21 protein-coding genes and 2 tRNA genes are annotated in these 19,640 nt (G+C 58.4%); 16 read left to right on the top strand and 7 right to left on the bottom strand.

Features of this window, described 5'->3' with window-relative positions; all coding sequences use genetic code 11:
- Nucleotides 1-198: 198 nt before the first annotated feature.
- Nucleotides 199-1,161 carry an ABC transporter substrate-binding protein gene (locus CLV97_RS16570; protein WP_106346642.1) on the bottom strand — a complete coding sequence of 321 codons (963 nt, stop codon included), beginning with the start codon at nucleotides 1,159-1,161 and terminating at the stop codon, nucleotides 199-201.
- Between the two features lie 179 nt (nucleotides 1,162-1,340).
- On the opposite strand from CLV97_RS16570, the gene CLV97_RS16565 reads away from it, so the two are divergent.
- The 4 genes from CLV97_RS16565 to CLV97_RS16550 are packed head-to-tail and all read left to right on the top strand — an operon-like array spanning nucleotide 1,341 to nucleotide 4,965.
- Complete coding sequence (locus tag CLV97_RS16565; RefSeq protein ID WP_245891679.1) at nucleotides 1,341-2,342, top strand: FecCD family ABC transporter permease; 1,002 nt, start codon at nucleotides 1,341-1,343, stop codon at nucleotides 2,340-2,342.
- The gene (locus CLV97_RS16560; RefSeq protein ID WP_106346641.1) at nucleotides 2,339-3,385 is read left to right on the top strand and encodes a FecCD family ABC transporter permease; all 1,047 of its coding nucleotides are present in this window, start codon (nucleotides 2,339-2,341) and stop codon (nucleotides 3,383-3,385) included. Before CLV97_RS16565 ends, CLV97_RS16560 begins: the two co-directional genes overlap by 4 nt.
- Before the next feature lie 13 nt (nucleotides 3,386-3,398).
- Nucleotides 3,399-4,223 (top strand): ABC transporter ATP-binding protein, encoded by an 825-nt coding sequence (locus CLV97_RS16555; protein WP_106346640.1) that lies wholly within the window; start codon nucleotides 3,399-3,401, stop codon nucleotides 4,221-4,223.
- Nucleotides 4,192-4,965 carry an IucA/IucC family C-terminal-domain containing protein gene (locus CLV97_RS16550; RefSeq protein WP_106346639.1) on the top strand — a complete coding sequence of 258 codons (774 nt, stop codon included), beginning with the start codon at nucleotides 4,192-4,194 and terminating at the stop codon, nucleotides 4,963-4,965. The genes CLV97_RS16555 and CLV97_RS16550 overlap by 32 nt, the downstream gene beginning before the upstream one ends.
- Nucleotides 4,966-4,990: 25 nt before the next feature.
- Here the strand turns inward: CLV97_RS16550 and CLV97_RS16545 are convergent, their stop codons facing one another.
- From CLV97_RS16545 to CLV97_RS16525, 5 genes are all read right to left on the bottom strand, one after another.
- Nucleotides 4,991-5,491 (bottom strand): CRISPR-associated protein Cas4, encoded by a 501-nt coding sequence (locus CLV97_RS16545; RefSeq protein ID WP_170070588.1) that lies wholly within the window; start codon nucleotides 5,489-5,491, stop codon nucleotides 4,991-4,993.
- Between the two features lie 11 nt (nucleotides 5,492-5,502).
- A complete protein-coding gene (locus tag CLV97_RS16540; protein WP_106346637.1) occupies nucleotides 5,503-5,760 on the bottom strand; it encodes a hypothetical protein in 258 nt (85 codons plus the stop codon).
- A 220-nt stretch (nucleotides 5,761-5,980) separates the two neighbouring features.
- Nucleotides 5,981-6,814: a protein phosphatase 2C domain-containing protein gene (locus CLV97_RS16535; protein ID WP_106346636.1), complete on the bottom strand. Its 834-nt coding sequence runs from the start codon at nucleotides 6,812-6,814 to the stop codon at nucleotides 5,981-5,983.
- Nucleotides 6,811-8,112 carry an MFS transporter gene (locus CLV97_RS16530; RefSeq protein ID WP_106346635.1) on the bottom strand — a complete coding sequence of 434 codons (1,302 nt, stop codon included), beginning with the start codon at nucleotides 8,110-8,112 and terminating at the stop codon, nucleotides 6,811-6,813. The genes CLV97_RS16535 and CLV97_RS16530 overlap by 4 nt, the downstream gene beginning before the upstream one ends.
- A gap of 72 nt (nucleotides 8,113-8,184) precedes the next feature.
- Nucleotides 8,185-9,207 (bottom strand): NADP-dependent oxidoreductase, encoded by a 1,023-nt coding sequence (locus tag CLV97_RS16525; RefSeq protein ID WP_106346634.1) that lies wholly within the window; start codon nucleotides 9,205-9,207, stop codon nucleotides 8,185-8,187.
- A gap of 179 nt (nucleotides 9,208-9,386) precedes the next feature.
- Here CLV97_RS16525 and CLV97_RS16520 point away from each other — a divergent pair, with 179 nt between their 5' ends.
- The 10 genes from CLV97_RS16520 (at nucleotide 9,387) to CLV97_RS18280 (ending at nucleotide 17,243) form a co-directional block, all read left to right on the top strand.
- Complete coding sequence (locus CLV97_RS16520) at nucleotides 9,387-9,872, top strand: GNAT family N-acetyltransferase (RefSeq protein WP_106346633.1); 486 nt, start codon at nucleotides 9,387-9,389, stop codon at nucleotides 9,870-9,872.
- Between the two features lie 240 nt (nucleotides 9,873-10,112).
- The gene (locus tag CLV97_RS16515; RefSeq protein ID WP_106346632.1) at nucleotides 10,113-10,700 is read left to right on the top strand and encodes a TetR/AcrR family transcriptional regulator; all 588 of its coding nucleotides are present in this window, start codon (nucleotides 10,113-10,115) and stop codon (nucleotides 10,698-10,700) included.
- A complete protein-coding gene (paaA, locus tag CLV97_RS16510; RefSeq protein ID WP_106346631.1) occupies nucleotides 10,700-11,641 on the top strand; it encodes a 1,2-phenylacetyl-CoA epoxidase subunit PaaA in 942 nt (313 codons plus the stop codon). The genes CLV97_RS16515 and paaA overlap by 1 nt, the downstream gene beginning before the upstream one ends.
- 21 nt (nucleotides 11,642-11,662) lie before the next feature.
- Nucleotides 11,663-12,082 (top strand): phenylacetic acid degradation protein, encoded by a 420-nt coding sequence (locus CLV97_RS16505; RefSeq protein ID WP_106346630.1) that lies wholly within the window; start codon nucleotides 11,663-11,665, stop codon nucleotides 12,080-12,082.
- Nucleotides 12,083-12,194: 112 nt separating this feature from the next.
- Nucleotides 12,195-12,989, top strand: coding sequence for a 1,2-phenylacetyl-CoA epoxidase subunit PaaC (gene paaC, locus CLV97_RS16500; RefSeq protein WP_106346629.1), 795 nt, complete (start codon nucleotides 12,195-12,197; stop codon nucleotides 12,987-12,989).
- Between the two features lie 37 nt (nucleotides 12,990-13,026).
- Nucleotides 13,027-13,503: a 1,2-phenylacetyl-CoA epoxidase subunit PaaD gene (paaD, locus tag CLV97_RS16495; RefSeq protein WP_106346628.1), complete on the top strand. Its 477-nt coding sequence runs from the start codon at nucleotides 13,027-13,029 to the stop codon at nucleotides 13,501-13,503.
- 55 nt (nucleotides 13,504-13,558) lie between these two features.
- Entirely contained in the window at nucleotides 13,559-14,893 is a 1,335-nt protein-coding gene (locus CLV97_RS16490) for a phenylacetate--CoA ligase family protein (RefSeq protein ID WP_245891678.1), read from the top strand.
- A gap of 64 nt (nucleotides 14,894-14,957) precedes the next feature.
- Nucleotides 14,958-15,269 (top strand): EthD family reductase, encoded by a 312-nt coding sequence (locus tag CLV97_RS16485; protein ID WP_106346626.1) that lies wholly within the window; start codon nucleotides 14,958-14,960, stop codon nucleotides 15,267-15,269.
- A 68-nt stretch (nucleotides 15,270-15,337) separates the two neighbouring features.
- Nucleotides 15,338-16,837: an aldehyde dehydrogenase family protein gene (locus tag CLV97_RS16480; protein WP_106346643.1), complete on the top strand. Its 1,500-nt coding sequence runs from the start codon at nucleotides 15,338-15,340 to the stop codon at nucleotides 16,835-16,837.
- Between the two features lie 13 nt (nucleotides 16,838-16,850).
- Complete coding sequence (locus CLV97_RS18280; RefSeq protein ID WP_106346625.1) at nucleotides 16,851-17,243, top strand: thioesterase family protein; 393 nt, start codon at nucleotides 16,851-16,853, stop codon at nucleotides 17,241-17,243.
- Nucleotides 17,244-17,327: 84 nt separating this feature from the next.
- On the opposite strand, the gene CLV97_RS16470 is transcribed toward CLV97_RS18280, so the two are convergent.
- Nucleotides 17,328-18,494 (bottom strand): anti-sigma factor domain-containing protein, encoded by a 1,167-nt coding sequence (locus CLV97_RS16470; protein ID WP_106346624.1) that lies wholly within the window; start codon nucleotides 18,492-18,494, stop codon nucleotides 17,328-17,330.
- Between the two features lie 830 nt (nucleotides 18,495-19,324).
- On the opposite strand from CLV97_RS16470, the gene CLV97_RS16465 reads away from it, so the two are divergent.
- Both CLV97_RS16465 and CLV97_RS16460 read left to right on the top strand, forming a co-directional pair.
- Nucleotides 19,325-19,411, top strand: a tRNA-Leu gene (locus CLV97_RS16465).
- 30 nt (nucleotides 19,412-19,441) lie between these two features.
- A tRNA-Pro gene (locus CLV97_RS16460) sits at nucleotides 19,442-19,518 on the top strand.
- The last annotated feature ends 122 nt before the right edge of the window (nucleotides 19,519-19,640 follow it).

Raw genomic sequence — 19,640 nt, 5'->3', positions numbered from 1 at the left:
AAACATCAAAAAAATGGCCTTGCTCCTCTCGAAGAGAGGAAAAGGCTTTGTGATCCGCCTAATTTACCAAATCTAATTTCCTTTATCTGTTTATTTCCCATAAACATGCAACCCCTGGCGCTTTTCTTGCGAAAAGAGCCAGGGGGTTTGTCATCAATCTCACGACCCGGTCGATCCGGGTCGTTCTTTTCTGGTCACTTATTTCTTTCCCTCGAGGAAAAACTTCTCGATGTCGTCCAACATCAAGTTGGCTGCGAGAATGCCGCCGGCGGTGTTCCAGATCGCATCGCTGACCTTGTGGGCGTTCCCGCTTTTGACGACCTTCAGATTCTTCCACAGGGAATCTCCGGTCCATTCCTTTTCCGTTTTCGCCGCTTCGCCGTCTCCCGTCTCATAGGTGAAGTAGAAAAGGACGTCCCCTTCCATGTCGGGAATGCGTTCCTTGGTCACCTCGTCGGCAAATTCCTGTTTGTCGTGGGAAGGCGGTCGCTTAAAACCGATTTGCTCCAGGATCACACCGGAGAAGGAATCCTTGTAGTAAATCCGCGCGTTTCCGGGCATGAAGCGGACGACGGAGATCTCTTTGTTCACCTGGTCCCCCAGCTTTTTACGGATCTCTTCGATCCGCTGATCGAACGAAGCCATCAGTTCTTTTCCTTTTTCCTCCCGGTTGACCGCTTTGGCGTACAGTTCAAAGTTGATCTTCCAGTCGCCGCGAAGGGTTTCGGAAAAGACGGTGGGAGCGATTTGGCTGAGATGGTCGTACCACTTTTCCTGGCGTAATTTGTTGCCGATGATCAAATCCGGTTTCAGGGCGGCGATGGCTTCCAGATTGATGTCGCTCTCCGTTCCGACCACTTTCACGCCTTTCATCTGGTCGGCGATATGATCATACCAGGGGTCGCCCAGCCAGGATTTCACGGCGCCCACCGGTTTGATTCCCAAGGCGAGCAGGGCTTCCGTCCCTTCGTTGGTGAGGATGACGACCCGTTGGGGATCCTCGGGGACTTCCGTTTTCCCCATGGCGTGTTCGACGACGAGGGAAGAGGAGGAGGAATCCTTTGTATCGTTCTGCCCGGGATCCGTACTGGTTCCGCAGGCGGTCAAAGCCAGCAACAGGGCGATGGATGCCGCAATCCAGCGAACTTTCCCGAATATCATGTGTAGCCCTCCTGAGAGTTAATTGAAAATGAATATCATTTACGATGAATAGAATAAACCGAATGGATGATACTTGTCAACGAGGGAATGATAATGATTATCATTGACAGTTGTTTCAAACCCGTATAGACTGGTGGTGAGATCTTCATCCACAGAAAGGTTCGAATCCCTTGAGCGCTTTGATGAGAACCACGCACCAAAAAATTGCGGGCATTGTACTTGGAATCGTCCTGGTCATCCTGTTTGCGTGTTGCAGTGTGGTGTACGGGTACACCGAAGTGGGCTGGAAGACGGCGCTTCAGTCGCTGACCGATTTCAACGGTTCCAAGGAGCACATCATCGTGCTGGAAAACCGCATTCCGCGGGCGTTGATCGGGGCGGCGGTCGGCGTGAGCCTGGCGATCGCCGGTGCCCTGTTGCAGGGGTTGACGAGGAATCCGCTGGCTTCGCCGGACATTTTCGGCATCAACGCGGGCGCCGGCTTTTTCATCGTCTTGTCGGCCACCTTCTTTTCCGTTTCATCCATTCATCAATTTGCCTGGCTCGCCTTTTTCGGAGCGATTTTGTCCACGGTCATCGTCTATTTGCTGGGCGCCGCGGGGCAGGGCGGCTTGACGCCCGTGAAGCTGACGCTGGCGGGCGCGTCGCTGTGGCTCCTGTTCGCCTCCTTGACCCAGGGGATGCTCGCTCTGAACGAAAAGGCCCTGGAGGAGGTGCTGTTCTGGCTGGCGGGATCCGTGGAGGGCAGAAAGCTGGAGGTGCTCCTGGCGGTCTTGCCCTATCTGGCCGTCGGTTGGCTGGGGGCGCTCTTGCTGTCCGGGCAGATGAATGTGCTGTTGATGGGGGAAGATGTGGCCGTCAGCCTGGGTCAGCGGACCGTCGTCGTCAAAATTCTCGCCGGCGTTGTCATCGCGCTGCTCGCGGGCGGGTCCGTCGCCGTCGCCGGACCCGTGGGTTTTATCGGAGTGGTGATCCCCCACATCGCGAGGGGGTTGGTGGGGATGGATCAGCGCTGGGTGATTCCCTACAGCGCCCTGCTCGGAGCGATCTTGCTGCTTCTCGCCGATATCGGGGCACGGTACGTCATCATGCCCAATGAAGTTCCGGTGGGGGTCATGACCGCTTTGATCGGGACACCCTTCTTTATATACATCGCGCGAAGGGGGCTGAGACGGTTATGAGCCGGTATCTTCCCTTTCGCCTGAAACGGGTCTCCCTGCTGGTGGACAAAAAAGCGGTCGCCCTTTTGGGGATCCTTTTGATCCTGATCGCCGGTGTGGCGGTCCTCAGTCTCGGCACAGGGGATATGGCCATCCCTCCGGTGGATGTGGTCAAAGCCCTCTTCGGCGCGGGGGAGGGGATGCAGGAGTTGGTGGTCCGCTCCTTCCGGCTTCCCCGCATTCTCCTGGCCATGATGGCGGGGATGGCGCTGGCGGTGTCCGGCGCCGTGCTGCAGGGGATCATTCGCAATCCGCTGGCGTCGCCGGATCTGATGGGGATCACCGGCGGTGCTTCCTTTGCGGTGGTCAGTTTTTACACCGCCTTCAGCGACCGGGCGAATGCCCTGACTGTCAGCGTCCAATGGCTGCCCCTGGCGGCCTTTATCGGCGCCTTTCTCGTGGGGGTGGTCGTCTACGCGCTGGCCTGGAGAGGCGGGGTGACCCCCCTTCGGCTCGTGCTGATCGGCATCGGTTTGACCCACGCCATGCAAGCCCTGACGACCATCATGATCCTGTTCGGGCCGATCTATTTGGCCACACAGGTTCACATTTGGACGACCGGAAGTGTGAACGGTTCCAACTGGAACCACGTCACCACCCTTCTTCCCTGGGTGCTGTTGATGCTCGCCTTCATCTGGATCGGCGCGCGAAAGCTGAACATCCAGGAGTTGGGGGAAGAGATCGCGAGGGGGGCGGGAAGCAGGGTTCAGCGGGATCGGCTGCTCCTATTGGCCTTCAGCACGGCCCTCGCGGGAGGAGCGGTGGCCTTTGCCGGAGGAATCGGCTTTGTCGGATTGATGGCGCCGCATATCGGGAGAAGACTGGTCGGACCCTCTTACGGGGCGCTGATTCCGGTGTCCGCGCTGATCGGCGGCCTGTTGGTCATGGGAGCGGATTGGATCGGACGGACGGCGTTTTCTCCCCTGGAGGTACCCGCAGGTGTGTTTACCTCGGCGATCGGCGCACCTTATTTCATCTACCTGTTGATTCGGAGTCGAAATTGAAGGGGTGTCGGGGATGAATGCGCTGGAAACGAAATCCCTCACATTGGCCTACGGGGATCAGGTGGTGATCGAGAATCTGGATCACTGCTTCCCGAAAGGGAAGATCAGCGTCCTGATCGGCTCAAACGGCAGCGGAAAATCCACCCTGCTCCGTTCCTTGGCACGGCTTTTGAAACCCCGGGAGGGGTCCGTCATCCTCGACGGGAAGGCGATTACCACCATGTCCACCAAGGCGGTGGCCCGGGAAATGGCCCTTCTGCCCCAGTCGCCGGAATGCCCCGAGGGCCTCACGGTGCTGCAGTTGGTGAAGCAGGGGCGGTATCCCTATCAAAACTGGATGCAGCAATGGTCGAACGAAGATGAGCGGGCCGTGAAAAAGGCGCTGAAAACCACCAACTTGGAAGGTTTTGAGGAGCGACCGGTGGATTCCCTTTCCGGCGGACAGCGGCAGCGGGTGTGGATCGCGATGGTGCTCGCCCAGGAGACCGATACGATTTTGCTGGACGAACCGACCACTTATCTGGATTTGTCCCACCAGCTCGATATCCTGGATCTGCTTTACGAACTGAATCGGAACGAGGGAAGGACCATCATCATGGTGCTTCACGATTTGAATCTTTCCGCCCGGTATGCGGACAACATGGTGGTGGTGCACGACAAGACGGTGTTTGCCCACGGAAAACCGGATTCGATCATTACCCCGGAACTGGTGAAAAAGGTGTTCGGCATCGAATGCCTGGTCATGAAGGATCCCGTTTACGGAAAACCGTTGTGCATTCCATGCGGAAAAGGGAGACGAGTGGAAAATGAAAACCTTCGTGCTGTCGACACTCAGTGAGGAGGACGTGATCCGCCTCGAAAAGGATTGTAACCTGGCGGTCCGGCTTCAACCCGACGCAGGCCGGATCGATCCCCGCGTGTTGATGGACGGGGATCAGGCTGCATACTTGCTTCGCGATTTGACGGACCGGCTGGGGTCCCCTTCCCTGTACGTCACCGCTTCCCTGCTCCTCAAACAATACAGTTACTGCCTGTTGATGCCGACCTTGTATGCGATGACCCTGTTGGATAAGGGGCTCAAGGTAGAAGCGGACAACTGCCTGTTGGAAGTCACTTTTCCCGGAGATGGCGCCTGGCGGGCCCGATTGCACCTGAAGGACCGGGAGGTCTCCTCTCCCGAAGGAAGCGACCGTGCCACCTGGCGGGAAGGACTTGTCGAGGCGGTGTTCCGGAATCATCTCGCGAAAGTGATCCGGACGGTTTCCCGGGTCTCCGGCCTGTCGCCAACCGTTCTCTGGGAGAATGCGTCGATCTACTTCTACTGGATGTACGAAGCCTACATGCCGGGGAAAGTCGGGGAGGATAAGAGGAGTCGTATCGCCGAGGATTTTCACTTCCTGCTAAGCGCCCATCCCTCGCTTTTCGGAGAACGAAAAAATCCGCTCAAGCGGTTCTTCTGCGAGAAGTGTTGCCTTCCCGGATGCGACCAGCCGGTGCGGATCCGCAAAACCTGCTGTCTCTATTGTGAAATCGGGGACGGGCAGCTGTGCCAAACCTGCCCGAAACGGCGCTGCCGCTGAAGCTTTTGGCGTTCCGTCACCCTTTTCATGCGTACCTCTTCTTTTCGCAAACGGGGTTGTAAAGGCAGCGCCTGCATTGGTTTGCCGTCGCGGATACGAAGGTTTCTCCCGTTTCTTCCACTTGTCTCATCTGTTGCAACACGGCGAGGAGCTCCCTTTTCATTTGATCATCCCAATGATAGCGGAAGGTTTTCCCGTCGGAATAACGGATTTCCCCGCTTTCGACGGGTTTGCCGAATCGAACCTCGGCAAGCCGCATATAGGCGGCCAATTGCATGACGTGACCGCGATAGGCGGTGTTTTTCTTCGGAGCCCCCGATTTGATCTCGACGATATGCAAGCGGCCGTCGTTTTCCCAAACCTCGTCCGGCTTCCCCTTGATTCCCCATTCCGGGTCCACCCAGGTGCGGCGGGTTCCGTTCATGTCGGAGTAAAGCAGCTTTCCCTTCGGTTTCCGTTTTCTTCCCTTTTTGACCCAATATCCGATCAGGACGGCGATCAACAAAAGCGCAAGGATCAGTTCCATCCTCATCCCTCCTAGTGGATCATCAACGCCAGGCACAGCAAACCGAAAACGACCCCCAAACCGATCAGCAGGACTTGGCTCTTCGGCACGGTCACCTCCCTTTGCCGGAAATGCTTGTGGTATTCAATTCCCTCTTCCAACCGGTGCGTGTCCGGCTCTTGCGGCCAATGCAGTTTTCCTTGTTCCTCCAGCTTTTCCAGACGAAATTGTTCCTGGCAGTAGCAAAACTTTTGAATCTCCGATGCGGTGAACATCTGCTTTTTTGGCATTTTATTCACTCCTTTCGTTTATAATTATAAAGTGAATTTCATTATTATTACAACAGGCATAACGCGTTTCGGGTGATGAAATCTAATTTAAGTCTAATAAAGGAAATGGGATATGGCCGTCTCTCCACCCCCGCGAATGTCTCAAGGGAAGAGAGATCAAAAAAGCCGGGGGAGAAAGGGATGTCCCTTCTCCCCCGGTTTGGACAGCGCCCGCCCCTTTTCATTCAAATCGGATCAGAATCCCCGCTTTGTCGTCGGAGACCTTGAACCGGGGCATCCGTGCGCAGGTGTCATCCTGCCGTTCTTCCCGTAAGAGTTCATCCATCATCGTCGCCAACCCCTCTTGTCCGATCCTTCGCACCCACTCCGCTTCATCTCTGTGCCGGGGATCCATGCCGTCCGTGACGAGCAGGAGGAAGGAGAGACCTTTGAGGGATAGGGTTCCTGACTGCAAATACTTCTCCAGGGCGGGATCCCCGTTGATCACGGGATAGCCCCCCGGCCTGTTTCCCCGTGCGCGGTTTTTCCGCAGATCTTCCCGGATCGGTTCCGGGAGGGCTCCATCCGGTCGGCTCCCTTCGAATTCCTCCACCCACCGGGAAAGAACCCGATCGTCCAGGGGTTTGACCCGGTCCTCGGCAAGCGACAGGACCTCGCCGTTGCGGCTTGCGGCATAGATCTTACAGTCGCCGCTTTGCACCCATTCCAGACGATCCTCCCGGATTTGAACCACGGCGTGGGCCGCGCTCCAGCAGCGGGACGGATCGGATACATCCACCCCGTACGATTGCATGAGGGTCCGGAGCCTCCGGTTGGCTTCCAGGGTGAGAAAGCGGAGGGAATCGGAATCCTCCTGCCCAAGGAATGTGCTCACCACCGTTTCCATGGCGATCCGGCCGGGACTCCGTCCGAGGGGATCGCGCGCGGGTTCGATTCCGGTCGCCCCGTCCACCACTCCGTATCGATGGGCGGGTTGATGGAGGATCAGCCCGTCTTCGTTCCAATCGCCCGTCCCCTTGCGGGTGCAGCTTTCGATTTTCCAGATTCCTTTCACTTTTTTCTCTCCTCACGCCGAATGGTTTTGTTGACGCGGACGACACCGGCGGAGAATGCGGAATCCGCCCCGCCGGCCCTCTCCTTTTTCTCCGCCCGCCCGCTGGATTGATTCCGGTGCCAGAACCAGGCCATGACGGCGAAGCCTGCGGCCGCTATCGCGTAAACCCGCCAAAGATCCGCCCCGGATTCCAGCAGCAGATAGGCCAGGGCCGGCCCGGCCGCCGCTCCCAGATCCTGGGCCAAAGCGGTCAGGGGCAACAGGGAATCGTTGCGGGTGCGGACCGCTTCATCCGCGGCGAGGGAGTCGGAGAGGGTGGTGAGGGAAGTTCCGGTCAGCAGAACCAAAAGGGTTGCCGCCGTCCACAGCGGAAACGCCGAGAAGATCAACATCACCGACAACCCCGCGGCGGAAAGGATGAGCGAGGCCACAAACAAAGGGATCCTGCCCGCCGTGCCGTCCGACCAGCGACCGATCCGCCCCGCCAGGAACGGTTCCCACACCCATCGCGCGCCCTGAAGGATTCCGGACCAGGCGGTGGCGGCCAGGGTGAAGCCCATAAGCGTCACCGTTTCGCCGAAGCGGAGAATGAAGGCGCTCAGCGTGGAGGGGAGAATCCCCTGAAAGACCAAGGCCACCCAAAAAACGCTGAACAATACGGGAAAAACCGTTCCCCACCCGAGCGGATGGCGGGCCGGTTTTTCTTTTTTTGTTTCTGCCTCCCCTCCGGAAATCGTTTCGGAGGGGAAAGAAAGGAGCAGGAGGATTCCGATCAGGGACAGGCCTCCAAAGAGCAGCGACGTGTTCCGAAGGCCGATCCAGGGGCCCAACAGGCCGCCCGCCGCCATCCCGATGAGGCTTCCCAAACGGTACAAACCGTTGTAGGTCCCTGTCATTTCTCCCCGGTTCTTCCCGTTTGCGGCGCGGATGATCGCATAGTATCCGCCGATCCGCAAAAGCGACCATGCCACCCCCCAGAGCGAGCGGAGGAGCAGCCAGGCCGGTAGACCGTCGGCGAAGCCGTATCCGACGGTAGTCAGACTGCCCAGGGCGACGGCGAGGAAGATCCCCGCGCGAAGGGAGATTTTCCGATACATTCGCCCGACCAGCGGATGAATCGGCAGGCGGATCCACCGGTTGACGGACAGGATCAGCCCCACTTCCCAAAGGGAAGCGATACCCCCTTCCCGCCAGTAGATGGGCAGCACGATATACAGCATGGAATCGCCCAGGATGCAGAGCGCCGTTACCAGTCCCAGCACGACCACCGGTTTCTTTTCAGTCAAAGCGGTTCTCATCTCCGTTTCTGCCTGCCGATGCCGGAGTGAAAAGGGCGAGGGAGCTTTCGTCCCTCGCCTGACTTCGGGATGTCACACCTGTGGGTCGGCCACCTTGACCAGCTGTTTGCCGATGTTTTCGCCCCGAAACAGCCCGAGGAAGGCACGGGGCGTGTTTTCCAGACCTTCGATGATGGTTTCCCGGTATTTCAGCTTCCCCTGGGACACCCACTCGGTAAGCCGCTTCATCCCCTCCGGGAACCGGTCGGCGTAGTCGGAGACGATGAATCCCTTCATCATCGCGCTGTTGATCAGCAATCGGGTGAAGTTCCGCGGCCCCACATCCGGTTTTTCCAGGTTGTACAGGGCGATTTGGCCGCACAGGACGATGCGGGCCTGATAATTGATCTTGGTCAAGACGGCGTCGGTGATGTCTCCGCCGACGTTGTCAAAGTAGATGTCCACCCCCTTCGGACAGGCTTGTGAGAGGGCCTTTCTTATGTCGGGGACGGTTTTGTAATTGATCGCCGCGTCGAAGCCCAGTTCCTCCGTGATATACCGGATCTTTTCCTCCGATCCGGCGATGCCGACCACGCGGCAGCCGTGAAGCTTGGCGATCTGACCCGCGGCGCTTCCCACCGCTCCGGCGGCTCCGGAGACCACCACCGTTTCACCGGACTTCGGCTTGCCGATGTCCACCATGCCGAAATAGGCGGTCAAGCCGGGCATGCCCAAAATGCCCAGGGCGGTGGTGATGGGCGCCAGATCGGGATCGATTTTGGTCAGATGCTTGCCGGGAGCGACGGAATAATCCTGCCAACCGAGCTGGCCGACCACGAGATCCCCTTTGGCGAAGTCGGGGTGGCGGGAGTCGACCACCTCTCCGACGACCCCGCCGACGATCACTTCGCCCAGGGGAAAGGGAGGAACGTAGGATTTTCCTTCGTTCATGCGGCCGCGCATGTAGGGATCGACCGACAGATACAGCGTCCGGACCAGCACCTCCTTTTCCCGGAGTCGGGGAATCGCTTCTTCGGTCATTTCAAAACAGGACTCATCCGGCATTCCCTTGGGACGGCGTGCAAGCCGGATTTGGCGGTTTTTCTGCTCGGACATCTTCATCCCTCCATCGGGTTTGAAATTTGTTGCGATTGAGCTTGATTTTTTTCATGATGATCCTCTTCGTTCCATTCCCCCAAAACCCCTTTTCAGATGTCAGGAGGATTGAAACGGCGACAACGAGGGAAATTTCTACTTCGAATATCGGGATTCCTTGTGAAAGGTGGCATGAAAAGATGAGGGACGAGATGGATGGGAGGATCCGGCCGGCCCGGCCGGAAGAGGCAAAGCAGCTCAGCGACCTGGCTTTTCGGTCGAAAGCGCATTGGGGATACGACGATGACTTTATGGAGCGGTGCCGTGGCCCCTTGACGGTTTTCCCGGGAAATATCGCCGAGGGGAGGGTGTTTGTCCTGGAGGATCGGGGCCGGATTCGGGGGTTTTACGAACTGTCCGGAGCGGGTTCGGAGAAGGAACTGTCCTTTCTGTTTGTGGAACCGGGCGATATCGGAAAGGGGTACGGGCGGGCCCTGTGGCTTCACGCGGTCCGGACGGCGGAAGTCCGGGGAGCCGATGGGATTCTCATTCACAGCGATTCCCATGCGGAGCCCTTTTACCGGGCGATGGGAGCGAGACGGGTGGGGGAGGTTCCTTCGACGGCCATTCCGGGACGCATGCTGCCGCTGATGCGGTTCGACCTTCGCCTGCCGGCACGCCCTTGATGGAATTTGCTCCGGACCGGTGAAAGGTGGAGGCGGTTTATCGTTCCGCCCGGGAAGGGGAAGTCGTCGCTTTCGCAGGAGGCGGCGCCTCCTGAAAAAGACGTAGAAAACGAAAGGGAAACGGGCCTTCGGCCCTATTTTCCCTTTATTTTCTCAGTTATTTCTTGTTGACAAGATCATTATCATCGATATATTCTAAAAACAAGCAAGCGCTTGTTTTTTATCAAAGGAGTCCTGGCAATGCCTCGAGTCAAGAGGAAGGAAAAGATCTTGGATGTTGCCCGGCGCTTCTTCAGCACCAAGGGATACCACGGAACGACCATTCGCGACATCTCCGAGGCCAGCGGCATTTTGTCCGGCAGTTTGTACGCCCATATCAACTCGAAGGAGGATCTGCTCTTCGAGATTACGGACCGGGGAGCGGAAGCCTTTCTCGGGTCCCTTCGCCCCATCGTCGAGGGCCCGGGATCGCCGCGGGAGAAATTGAGGCGGGGGTTGACGGCCCACGCGAGGGTGGTGGCGGACAACCTGGATGGCGCGACGGTCTTCTTTCACGAGTGGAAGTCCCTGTCGGAGGAGCGGAGGGAAATCATCCAACGGAAACGGGATGAGTACGAATCCCTTTGGGCCCGCATCATTGACGAAGGCATCGAAAAAGGGGAGTTTCACGGACAGGATCCCAAATTTGCCCGCCTGTTGATCCTTTCGGCGGCCAACTGGATGTACCAGTGGTACCAGCCGGAGGGGCCCTTGACCCCGGAGGAGATCGCCGATCGCTTCGCGGCGATCGTTCTGTCGGGCATCGCTGTCCATAAGGAGGGAGAATGATGAGTCTCGATGAACGTCATGCCCGGTTCATGGAGCGGATTCGGCGCGGGGAGAAGATCGAAGCTACGGACTGGATGCCGGATGAATACCGGCGGCTTCTCATCAAGCTGATCCACATGCACGGAATCAGCGAGGTCATGGGGGTGTACCCCGAGAAGCAGTGGGTTCCCAAAGCGCCCAATCTCCGGCGGAAGTTGAGCCTGATGGCCAAGGTGCAGGACGAGATGGGACACGGCCAACTGCTTCTCCGGGTGGTGGAGGATCTCGCCGCACCCCTCGGCAAGAACCGGGAGGATCTGGTGACGGATATCTTTCTCAGCCGGGTCAAGTTTCACAATGTGTTCCACATGGATGCGGAAACCTGGGCGGACGCCGGCCTGATCGGCTGGCTGGTGGACGGGGCGGCGATCATCAACCAGGTGTCCCTGCTGGATACCTCCTACGCCCCCTACGCCCGGGTGTTGAAGCGGATCTGCGCCGAGGAGAGCTTCCACATGCAGCACGGGGAGAACATCATCCTGGCCATGGCGATGGGCACGCAAAAGCAACGGGACATGCTGCAGGATGCCCTGAACCGCTGGTGGGATTCCCTGCTGTTCTTCTTCGGCCCGCCGCAGGTGACCGACGCCGCCCGCCGGATGCTTGAGTACCGGATACGGGTCAAGACCAACGAAGAGTTGCGCCAGCAGTTTCTCGACAAGTACATCCCGCAGATTCGCGCCGTTGGTCTCAAGGTGCCGGATCCGGAGCTTCACTACGATGAAGAGAAGAAACAGTGGGTCTACACGCCGCCGGATTGGGAGAAGTTTTCACGCATCGTGCGCAAGAACTGCGGTCCCAAATCCCAGGAACGGATCCAGTTGCGCAGGCAGGCCCACGAGGGGCAGCGGTGGGTGCGCGAGGCGATGCTCCGTTCGGCCCGGACGTCCGCCGCGGTTTGAACAGGGAAGGGGGGCGCAGCCATGGAGGATCGGGAAGAAAAATTGGAATTCGGCGTTTACGAGGTGTTCGTCCAAAAGACGGCGTTGGACCATCACCAGCATGTGGGCAGCGTAGTTGCTCCTTCCCCGGATGTGGCGCTGATCACGGCCCGGGAGAATTTCCTGCGCCGCGACCCGGCGGTCAACCTGTGGGTGGTTCCCCGGGAGTCCATCTACGCCGCGCCCTCTGAAGGGGATTATTTCGCCCGGGAGCTGGACCGCCGATACCGGGAGGTTTCCGGTTATTCGGAGAACGGGCGGCTGTGGAAGATGTTCAAGGAGGAACATCCGAATTTCGACGAGATGAACCGCTACTTTGCGGAAAAGGAAGCGGAGAGGAGAAAGGCCCTCCTCGTAACGGACGGGGAGGATGCAAGACGGTCCCGGCGGAGCCGTTCCTGAGCCGCTGAAAGGGAAGGGGAGGGTATGCCCCGGCCGGGTTGGGGCCGCACCTCCCCCGGCGGGTATTGATTACCGGTCGTCGAGATGAATTTGTGGGAGCGGGGTGAGGCCGATGCGCGTGGAGTCGGCGGCTGAAGCGGCAAAAATCAGTGGGTATCGGGAAGCGTTGACCGAGCTGTTGTTCCAGCTGGCGGACGATGAACTCGTCATGGGGCACCGCGATTCCGAATGGTTGGGATTGGCCCCGGATATCGAGGAGGATGTGGCGTTCAGCTCCATCGCCCAGGACGAGGTGGGACATTCCGTTTACTACTTCGAGCGGCTCCACGAACTGGGGGAAACCGATTCGGACCGGCTCGCCTTCGATCGGGGAGCCGATCGGCGCCGCAACGCGGTCGTGCTGGAACGTCCCAACGGAGACTGGGCCTATACGATCGCCCGCCACTTTTTTTACGATGTGTTCGATCAGATCCGATTGGAAGCGCTTTCGACCTCCGGATATGTCCCGCTGGCCCATGGGGTGACCAAGATCCGGCGGGAGGAACACTATCATCTCCTTCACATGCGCCTGTGGTTCACCCGGTTGGGATCGGCCGGAGGAGAAGCGACGGAACGCATGCGCCGCGCGGTCCGGGATCTGTGGACGGAGATCGGCGGGCTCTTTTCGCTGGGCGATGCGGAGAGCCGGCTGTTGGAATTCGGCATCATCCCCATTGGAGCCGCCGAGCTCAAGAGGCGGTGGGAGGATCAGGTGCGCCCCGCCTTCGAGGAGGCGAAGATTCCTTGGCCGGGCTCTCCGGCTGTGCCCGAAATTGACGGGCGAAAGGGGGAGCACACCTCCGATCTGGAACGTTTGCTGGATTCGATGACGGAGGTGTTCCGGTTGGATCCGGCCGCCAAGTGGTGATCGGGGCTGGAGGGATGTCCGGGAGGAGGTGATCCGCATGAGCGACAACAGGGATGCCCTGTGGCAGGCTTTGCAAGAGGTGAAAGATCCGGAGATTCCAACGATCAGTCTGGTGGACCTGGGGATGATTCATCGCCTGCAGGTCGAGGGGAAGCGGGTGACAGTGGAGATTTTGCCCACCTTTGTCGGGTGCCCCGCGTTGGACATCATCCGCCGGGACGTGCGGAAGCGTCTCCTCCGGGTGGAAGGCGTGGCCGATGTGGAGGTCAAGTTCGTGTATCATCCCCCCTGGACTTCGGAGCGAATCACAGAGGAAGGGAGAAAGCGTCTGGCCTCCTTCGGGATCGCCCCGCCCCGCCCTGCGGGGGACAATCCCATGGACATCGTTCCGCCTTGTCCCTACTGTGGTGCCGAAGGGGGAGAAATCCAAAACCTCTTCGGACCGACGGCGTGCCGTTCGATTTTCTATTGCAGGCGTTGCCGCCAGCCCTTTGAAGGAATGAAACCCGTATAGACGCCATATGAAAAAATGGAGGAGTGGGAGGGAGCGCCGAAAGGGAGGATGGTCAGTGTTTCAACCGGAATTGGAATCGATGGGTCGACAGGATCTTCGAAAGCTGCAGTCTGAGAGGCTCAAAAAAATGGTGGAAAGGGTATACCACCGGGTGCCCTTCTACCGCCAAAGGTTTGACGAAGCGGGGATCTCCCCGGAGGATATACGGGGAGTGGAGGATCTGCACCGCCTGCCCTTCACCCGGAAGACGGACCTCCGGGAGCAGTACCCCTTCGGTCTCTTCGCCGTCGACCTGAAGGATGTGATCCGCATCCACGCTTCGTCCGGCACCAAAGGGAAGCCGACAGTGGTGGGGTATACCCGCAAAGACATCGAGCATTGGGCGGACGTCTGCGCACGGGCCATTGTCGCCTCCGGCGGGCAGGCCGGGGAAGTGCTTCACAACGCCTACGGTTACGGCCTGTTTACCGGAGGGTTGGGTCTGCATTACGGCGGCGAGCGGTTGGGAATGACGGTGGTTCCCGTATCCGGAGGCAACCGCTCGCGGCAGGTTACCTTGATTCAGGATTTTCGTCCCCGGGGAATTTGCGGGACACCCTCCTTCGTCTTGAGCCTGGCGGAGGCGATGATGGAAGCGGGTGGAAACCCCCGGGACACGTCGCTGAAATACGGAATTTTCGGAGCGGAGTCCTGGTCGGAGGAAATGCGGCACACCCTGGAGGAAATCTGGGGAATTGACGCCGTCGATATCTACGGGTTGTCCGAAGTGATCGGCCCCGGCGTTTCCATCGAGTGCCGGGAGGCGAAGGACGGCCTGCACATCGCCGAGGACCATTTCCTGCCCGAGGTGATCGACCCCGAGACGGGCGAGCCGCTGCCGGAAGGGGAGTTCGGCGAGCTGGTCTTCACCTCCCTGACCAAGGAAGCGACCCCGGTGATCCGCTACCGCACGGGGGATATCGCCGCCCTGTACAGGGAACCCTGCCGTTGCGGACGAACCCATGCCCGGATGTCGCGCATCAAGGGGCGGATCGACGACATGCTGGTAATCCGCGGTGTCAATGTCTTCCCTTCGGAAGTGGAGCAGGTGATTTTGGGGGTGGACGAGGTGGCGCCCCACTACCAGCTGGTGGTGTCGAAGGAAGGGGCGATGGACAAGCTGGTTCTCGAGGTGGAGGTGTCGGAGAAGTTTGTCCGCCATCTGGGTCCGTCCTTCTCCCTGGAACACGAATCCTGCGGAAAACTCTCCTTCCGCCTGCGCTCCAGGCTGAAGGACGTGCTCGGTGTGACGACGGAGGTCGTCCTGCGTGAGCCCCGGACCATTCCCCGGAGCGAAGGGAAGGCCGTCCGGGTGATTGACCGTCGCAATCCGGTGGGGATGAAAGGGTAATCGTGGCTTCACCCGGACGTTTTACCGGACAAAGCGTGATTCTACAGGAAAGAGGGATTTCTCCATGGTCAAGTTGATTGCACTCTACCGCCATCCCGAAGACAAAAAGGCCTTTGACGATCATTACTGGAATGTGCACGCTCCCTTGGCCGAAAAAATGCCGGGGCTGAAAAAGCTGGAGGTGACCCGCCTGGTGGGGACGCCGATGGGCGGGGAGGCGCCCTATTATCTCCTGGCCGAGGTGTATTTTGAAGACCGCGGGGCCCTGGATGCGGCGATGTCCTCGGCCGAAGGCAAGGCGGCGGCCAAGGATTTGATGGGATTTGCCGGCTCCCTGGTGACGATGATGATCGGCGATGTGGCCGAGGGGAAATGATCGGAGGTTTTTAGCGACGTACTTCGACGGGGCCTGAGTTGGAAGCCGGAAATGAGGAGGATGGATGGATGCTGAAGGAAAAACCCGCATTGCTGAAAGAGGAGTATCACCTGCTGATCAACGGAGAACACGTTCCCAGTTCTTCCGGCGAGTATTTTGATACGTACGATCCGGCCACCGGGGAGGTGATCGCCCGGGTGGCCAAGGCGACGAGGGAGGACGTGGACAAAGCCGTTTCCGCCGCCCGCGAGGCTCTGGAAAACAGCAAATGGGCCCGCTGGCCGGCTTCCCGCCGCGGCCAGATTCTGAACAAGGTGGCTGCGATCATGCGGGAGCGGTTCAACGAGCTGGTGGAGCTGGAGGTCGTCAACAGCGGCAAAGCCCTCTCCGCCGCCAGGGGACAGATCATGCAGGCCATCGAGGACTTTGAACTGTATGCCGGTGCGGTCACCACCTTGTCGGGAAGCACCAAGCCGGTTCCCAACGGATTTTTCCACTATACGGTGAAGGAGCCGGTCGGCGTCTGCGCCCAGATCGTGCCCTGGAACTATCCGCTGATGATGGCGGCATGGAAAGTGGCTCCGGCGTTGGCCGCCGGGTGCACCATCGTGCTGAAGCCGGCCAGCCTGACGCCGATCACGGCCCTTACGCTGGCGGACATCTGCCACGAAGCGGGGGTTCCCGCCGGGGTGATCAACGTGATCACCGGAAGCGGAGCCGATGTGGGCGCCTATCTCACGGAGCATCCCGGCGTGGACAAGGTGGCCTTTACCGGAGAAACGAAGACGGGGAAAGACATCATGGCCAGGGCCTCCGAGACGCTGAAGCGGGTCACCCTGGAGCTGGGCGGCAAATCGCCCAACATCATCTTCGAGGATGCCGATCTGGAAGCGGCGGTGGACGGCTCCCTCTTCGGAATCTACTACAACACCGGGCAGTCCTGCGAAGCCCGTTCCCGTCTGTTCGTCCACGAATCGATTTATGATGAGTTCCTGGAGCGGTTTGTGGAGAAGACCAAAAAATTGAAGGTGGGCGACCCCATGAACCCGGACACCCATGTGGGGGCGGTCATTTCCGCGGGGCAGCTGGAAGTGATCGATTCCTACGTCCGCCTGGCGGAAAAGGAAGGGGCCCGAGTGCTTTACGGCGGGAAGCGGCCCGAAGGAGCCGAATTTGAAAAAGGACATTGGTATATGCCCACGGTCATCGTCGATGTGACCAACGACATGCGCGTGGCCCAGGAGGAGATTTTCGGTCCGGTGGTGGTGGTGATGAAGTTCAGCGACGAGCGGGAAGTGATCCGCTTGGCCAACGACACCATCTACGGATTGGCCGCCTCCCTCTGGACCCGCGATTTCAGCCGGGCGCACCGCGTGGCGGGACAGCTGAAGGCGGGCGTGGTCATGATCAACAATCCCTTCTCCGCCTTCCCGGGCCTTCCCTTCGGGGGTTACAAACAGTCCGGGTTCGGGCGGGAGCTGGCCATCGAGTCGCTGGACCTGTACACCGAGACAAAGAGCGTTCTTTCCTACGTCGGTTCCAAGCCCCTCAACCCCTTCGGCATTTGAGGGGGAGCGCCCTGTGAAACCGGGACTTCGTCCAGGCCATCGGGAAACGATGAGCATCACGGTGACGGAGGATATGATCGCCGCCTTCGGCGGGGAAATGGTTCATCCCGTCTTGTCCACCGTGACGATGGTCTATTACATGGAGTGGGTGGGGAGAAAAGTCATCCTTCCCTTCCTGGAGGAAGGGGAGGAAGGGGTGGGCGGCTCCATCACCGTGGAGCACCGCTCTCCCGCCCCGATCGGCAAGCAAGTCACCTTTATCGCCGAAGCGACGGAAGTGAAGCCCAACAAGGTGGTTTGCCGAGTGGTCGCTGAACACGACAAAGCCATTGTGGGAGAGGGGACGTTTACTCAGGTGATTTTGCCGGTGGAGAAAATCCATCGGAGGATTGAACAGATGAAATGAGGGGGGATGAATCCCCCTTCTTTTTTTGGCAAAAATAAAGCCCGTTGACAAAATCCCATGTCAACGGGCTTTGCTGCTTTTGAATTACAGCTTGATGCCCACCTTGATAATACCCAGATTCAGGTCGACATCCAGCAGTTTTTTATCGGAAGAGCTTCCGCTCTTGTTGCCGTCGGTGTTGGTGCTGGGCGGAGCGGTTTGGCTGCCTCCGTCAATTTGTTCCGGAGTGGTTTTCGTCGGTTGGGTGGTCTTCGGTTGGGTCGTCTTCGGTTTTTGCTGTTGCGGGTTGGAATGGGAAGGCGTCTGGTTCCATTGCTGCTTGGTGCTGCTGCTCCGGGACTTTTTCAGGGTGCTTGCTCCGTGGGAATTGGAGTAACGAATTTCCTTGCCGTCGGTCGCCCGGGAAACGCGGGTCGGATTGGCAAGGGTTTTCCCTTGACGGCTGACGGATTCGCTTTTCTTCTTCACCGTTTTATAGCGACCGTTGAGGAACGAGTTCTTTTCCCAAGTCGGCGACAGGCCGGCGACCAGGAGATCGCGTCCCATCGGCTGTTTTTCGTAGCGTTTCTCCTTGGTGATGGTGATTCCATCGATGGAGCGGTAATCGGACAACCGGGAGGCGAACATGGCCTTGCCGTCTTCGGAAGGCTCGACGGTCCCGACGGCTTCCACCCGGTCACCGGAGTGTTTCCACACCTGATAAACGTAATCGGAGGACGGCTTCAATCCCCGAATGGCGATGACCAGCTTCTTCTCATCGGGGTTGTCGGTTTGCAGGATGTGCAACGTACCGGTCGCGCGGATTCCCGGAGCCGCCGTCATCAGAATGGTCCGCTCCGCGTTGTTCAGGCCTTCCAGATCGTTTTCAGTGACGATGGGATTCGCCTGGGCGTGATTGGTGTAATTGGACGATCCCTGGTTGTTGTTGGAGTAACCCGTCAGGAGCAACAACAGGGAAGCGGCGGTCGAACCGACGAGAACCCATTTTTTCGCCTTTCTTCTGCGTTCGCTCCGCGGAGGCAGCGCCCAGTATTTCGGGTCCGCGGGCTTCATGGAGACGGTGACCGGGCGGGCTTGTCCGCTCACCGGTTGAACCGGTTTCTGCTTCGTCTGCAATTGGTGCCGACGAATCTTTTCTCGGCAGCGGGGACACCTCTCAAGATGTTCCAGATAGATGGGCTCCTCCACCGCCAAACCGTCGTGAATGTGGAAGTCCGTCAGGGTACAAAGGTGTTCATCCCTCAATCTCATTTGCCAAATCCCCCTTGATTCGCGGCGCACTGCGCCGAGCGATCAATCTTGAGCTTCTTCATTGTCTTTGGAAAATCCTTCTTGAACCGTTCTGCTGTATGTAAAGATCGAGTTTTCATTTACAGGGTTAATTATGAATTTGATACAAGATTTGTTACAACGACAACACTACCAAGAGTACCGAAGGGTATCCAAAATACCGTCGGGTACATGTTACCATGTTATCCTTGAATAGGCTATACAACATAAGTACGAGATTAAGGGGTGAGAATTGACGATTGTTTGACGACCTATGTCTGATTTTTTCAACTTTCCTCTGTATAAATTATGCGATGAGACCCCACCTGCACGACGTGAACTTTTTCCAATGCGTCTGTCCGCAGGGCATCCGCAATCCTTAAAAAAATCGGCCCCTTGTGACGTCTGCAGACGGCTGTTAATGCAAATGAAAGCGTCTGTTTCTGCGCGAAAGGGGTCCGATGGTACCATGATTTCATCAAAGAGACGGCCCTGTTCGTCACTGGCGGTACCCGAAGGAAGGCAGATCGCCGGCTTTTGCCACGCGGATCCGGGATCGCACAAATTCGTCGTTGGGAGGCAGGAAAACGCCAAGGTCGGATGGCCGCCTGGTCGGCTTTTTCCGGATCTTGGACCGCTTAGATCCGCCCGGAAACAGGGAAAATTTTTTGGTCAGCGGGGTGTTGACACCGCATAGCCGATCATGTTATATTATGCATTGTCCGGTTGAGGACCATTCCCGGTGCGTGCGCAACGGGGGAACGGTTTCCCGCCATGCATCGGAGCAATTCAATAAATGCAACAGCTGACGTGCCGAAGTGGCGGAATTGGCAGACGCGCACGACTCAAAATCGTGTGGTCTTTCGACCATGTGGGTTCGACTCCCACCTTCGGCACCAATTTTTTATTGTTAAAAACAGATTTCCTTGCGGGGCGTGGCTCAGCTTGGTAGAGCACCTGGTTTGGGACCAGGGGGTCGTCGGTTCAAATCCGGCCGCCCCGACCAGGAATGACGGGGGTTTTCAGCCCCCGCGAGGCTGTTGACAAAGAAGGGTCAACAGCCTTTTTTGTTGAATTCGGAATAAAACAATTCCGAAGGAAGGTTTTTATATGTTCAGGACGAACCCA

Origin of the sequence: Planifilum fimeticola (assembly GCF_003001905.1) — a bacterium.
GTDB classification, from domain to species: Bacteria; Bacillota; Bacilli; order Thermoactinomycetales; family DSM-44946; genus Planifilum; species Planifilum fimeticola.
The sequence above is the reverse complement of the archived record's forward strand: the minus strand, read 5'-3'. Positions and strand labels throughout refer to the sequence as shown.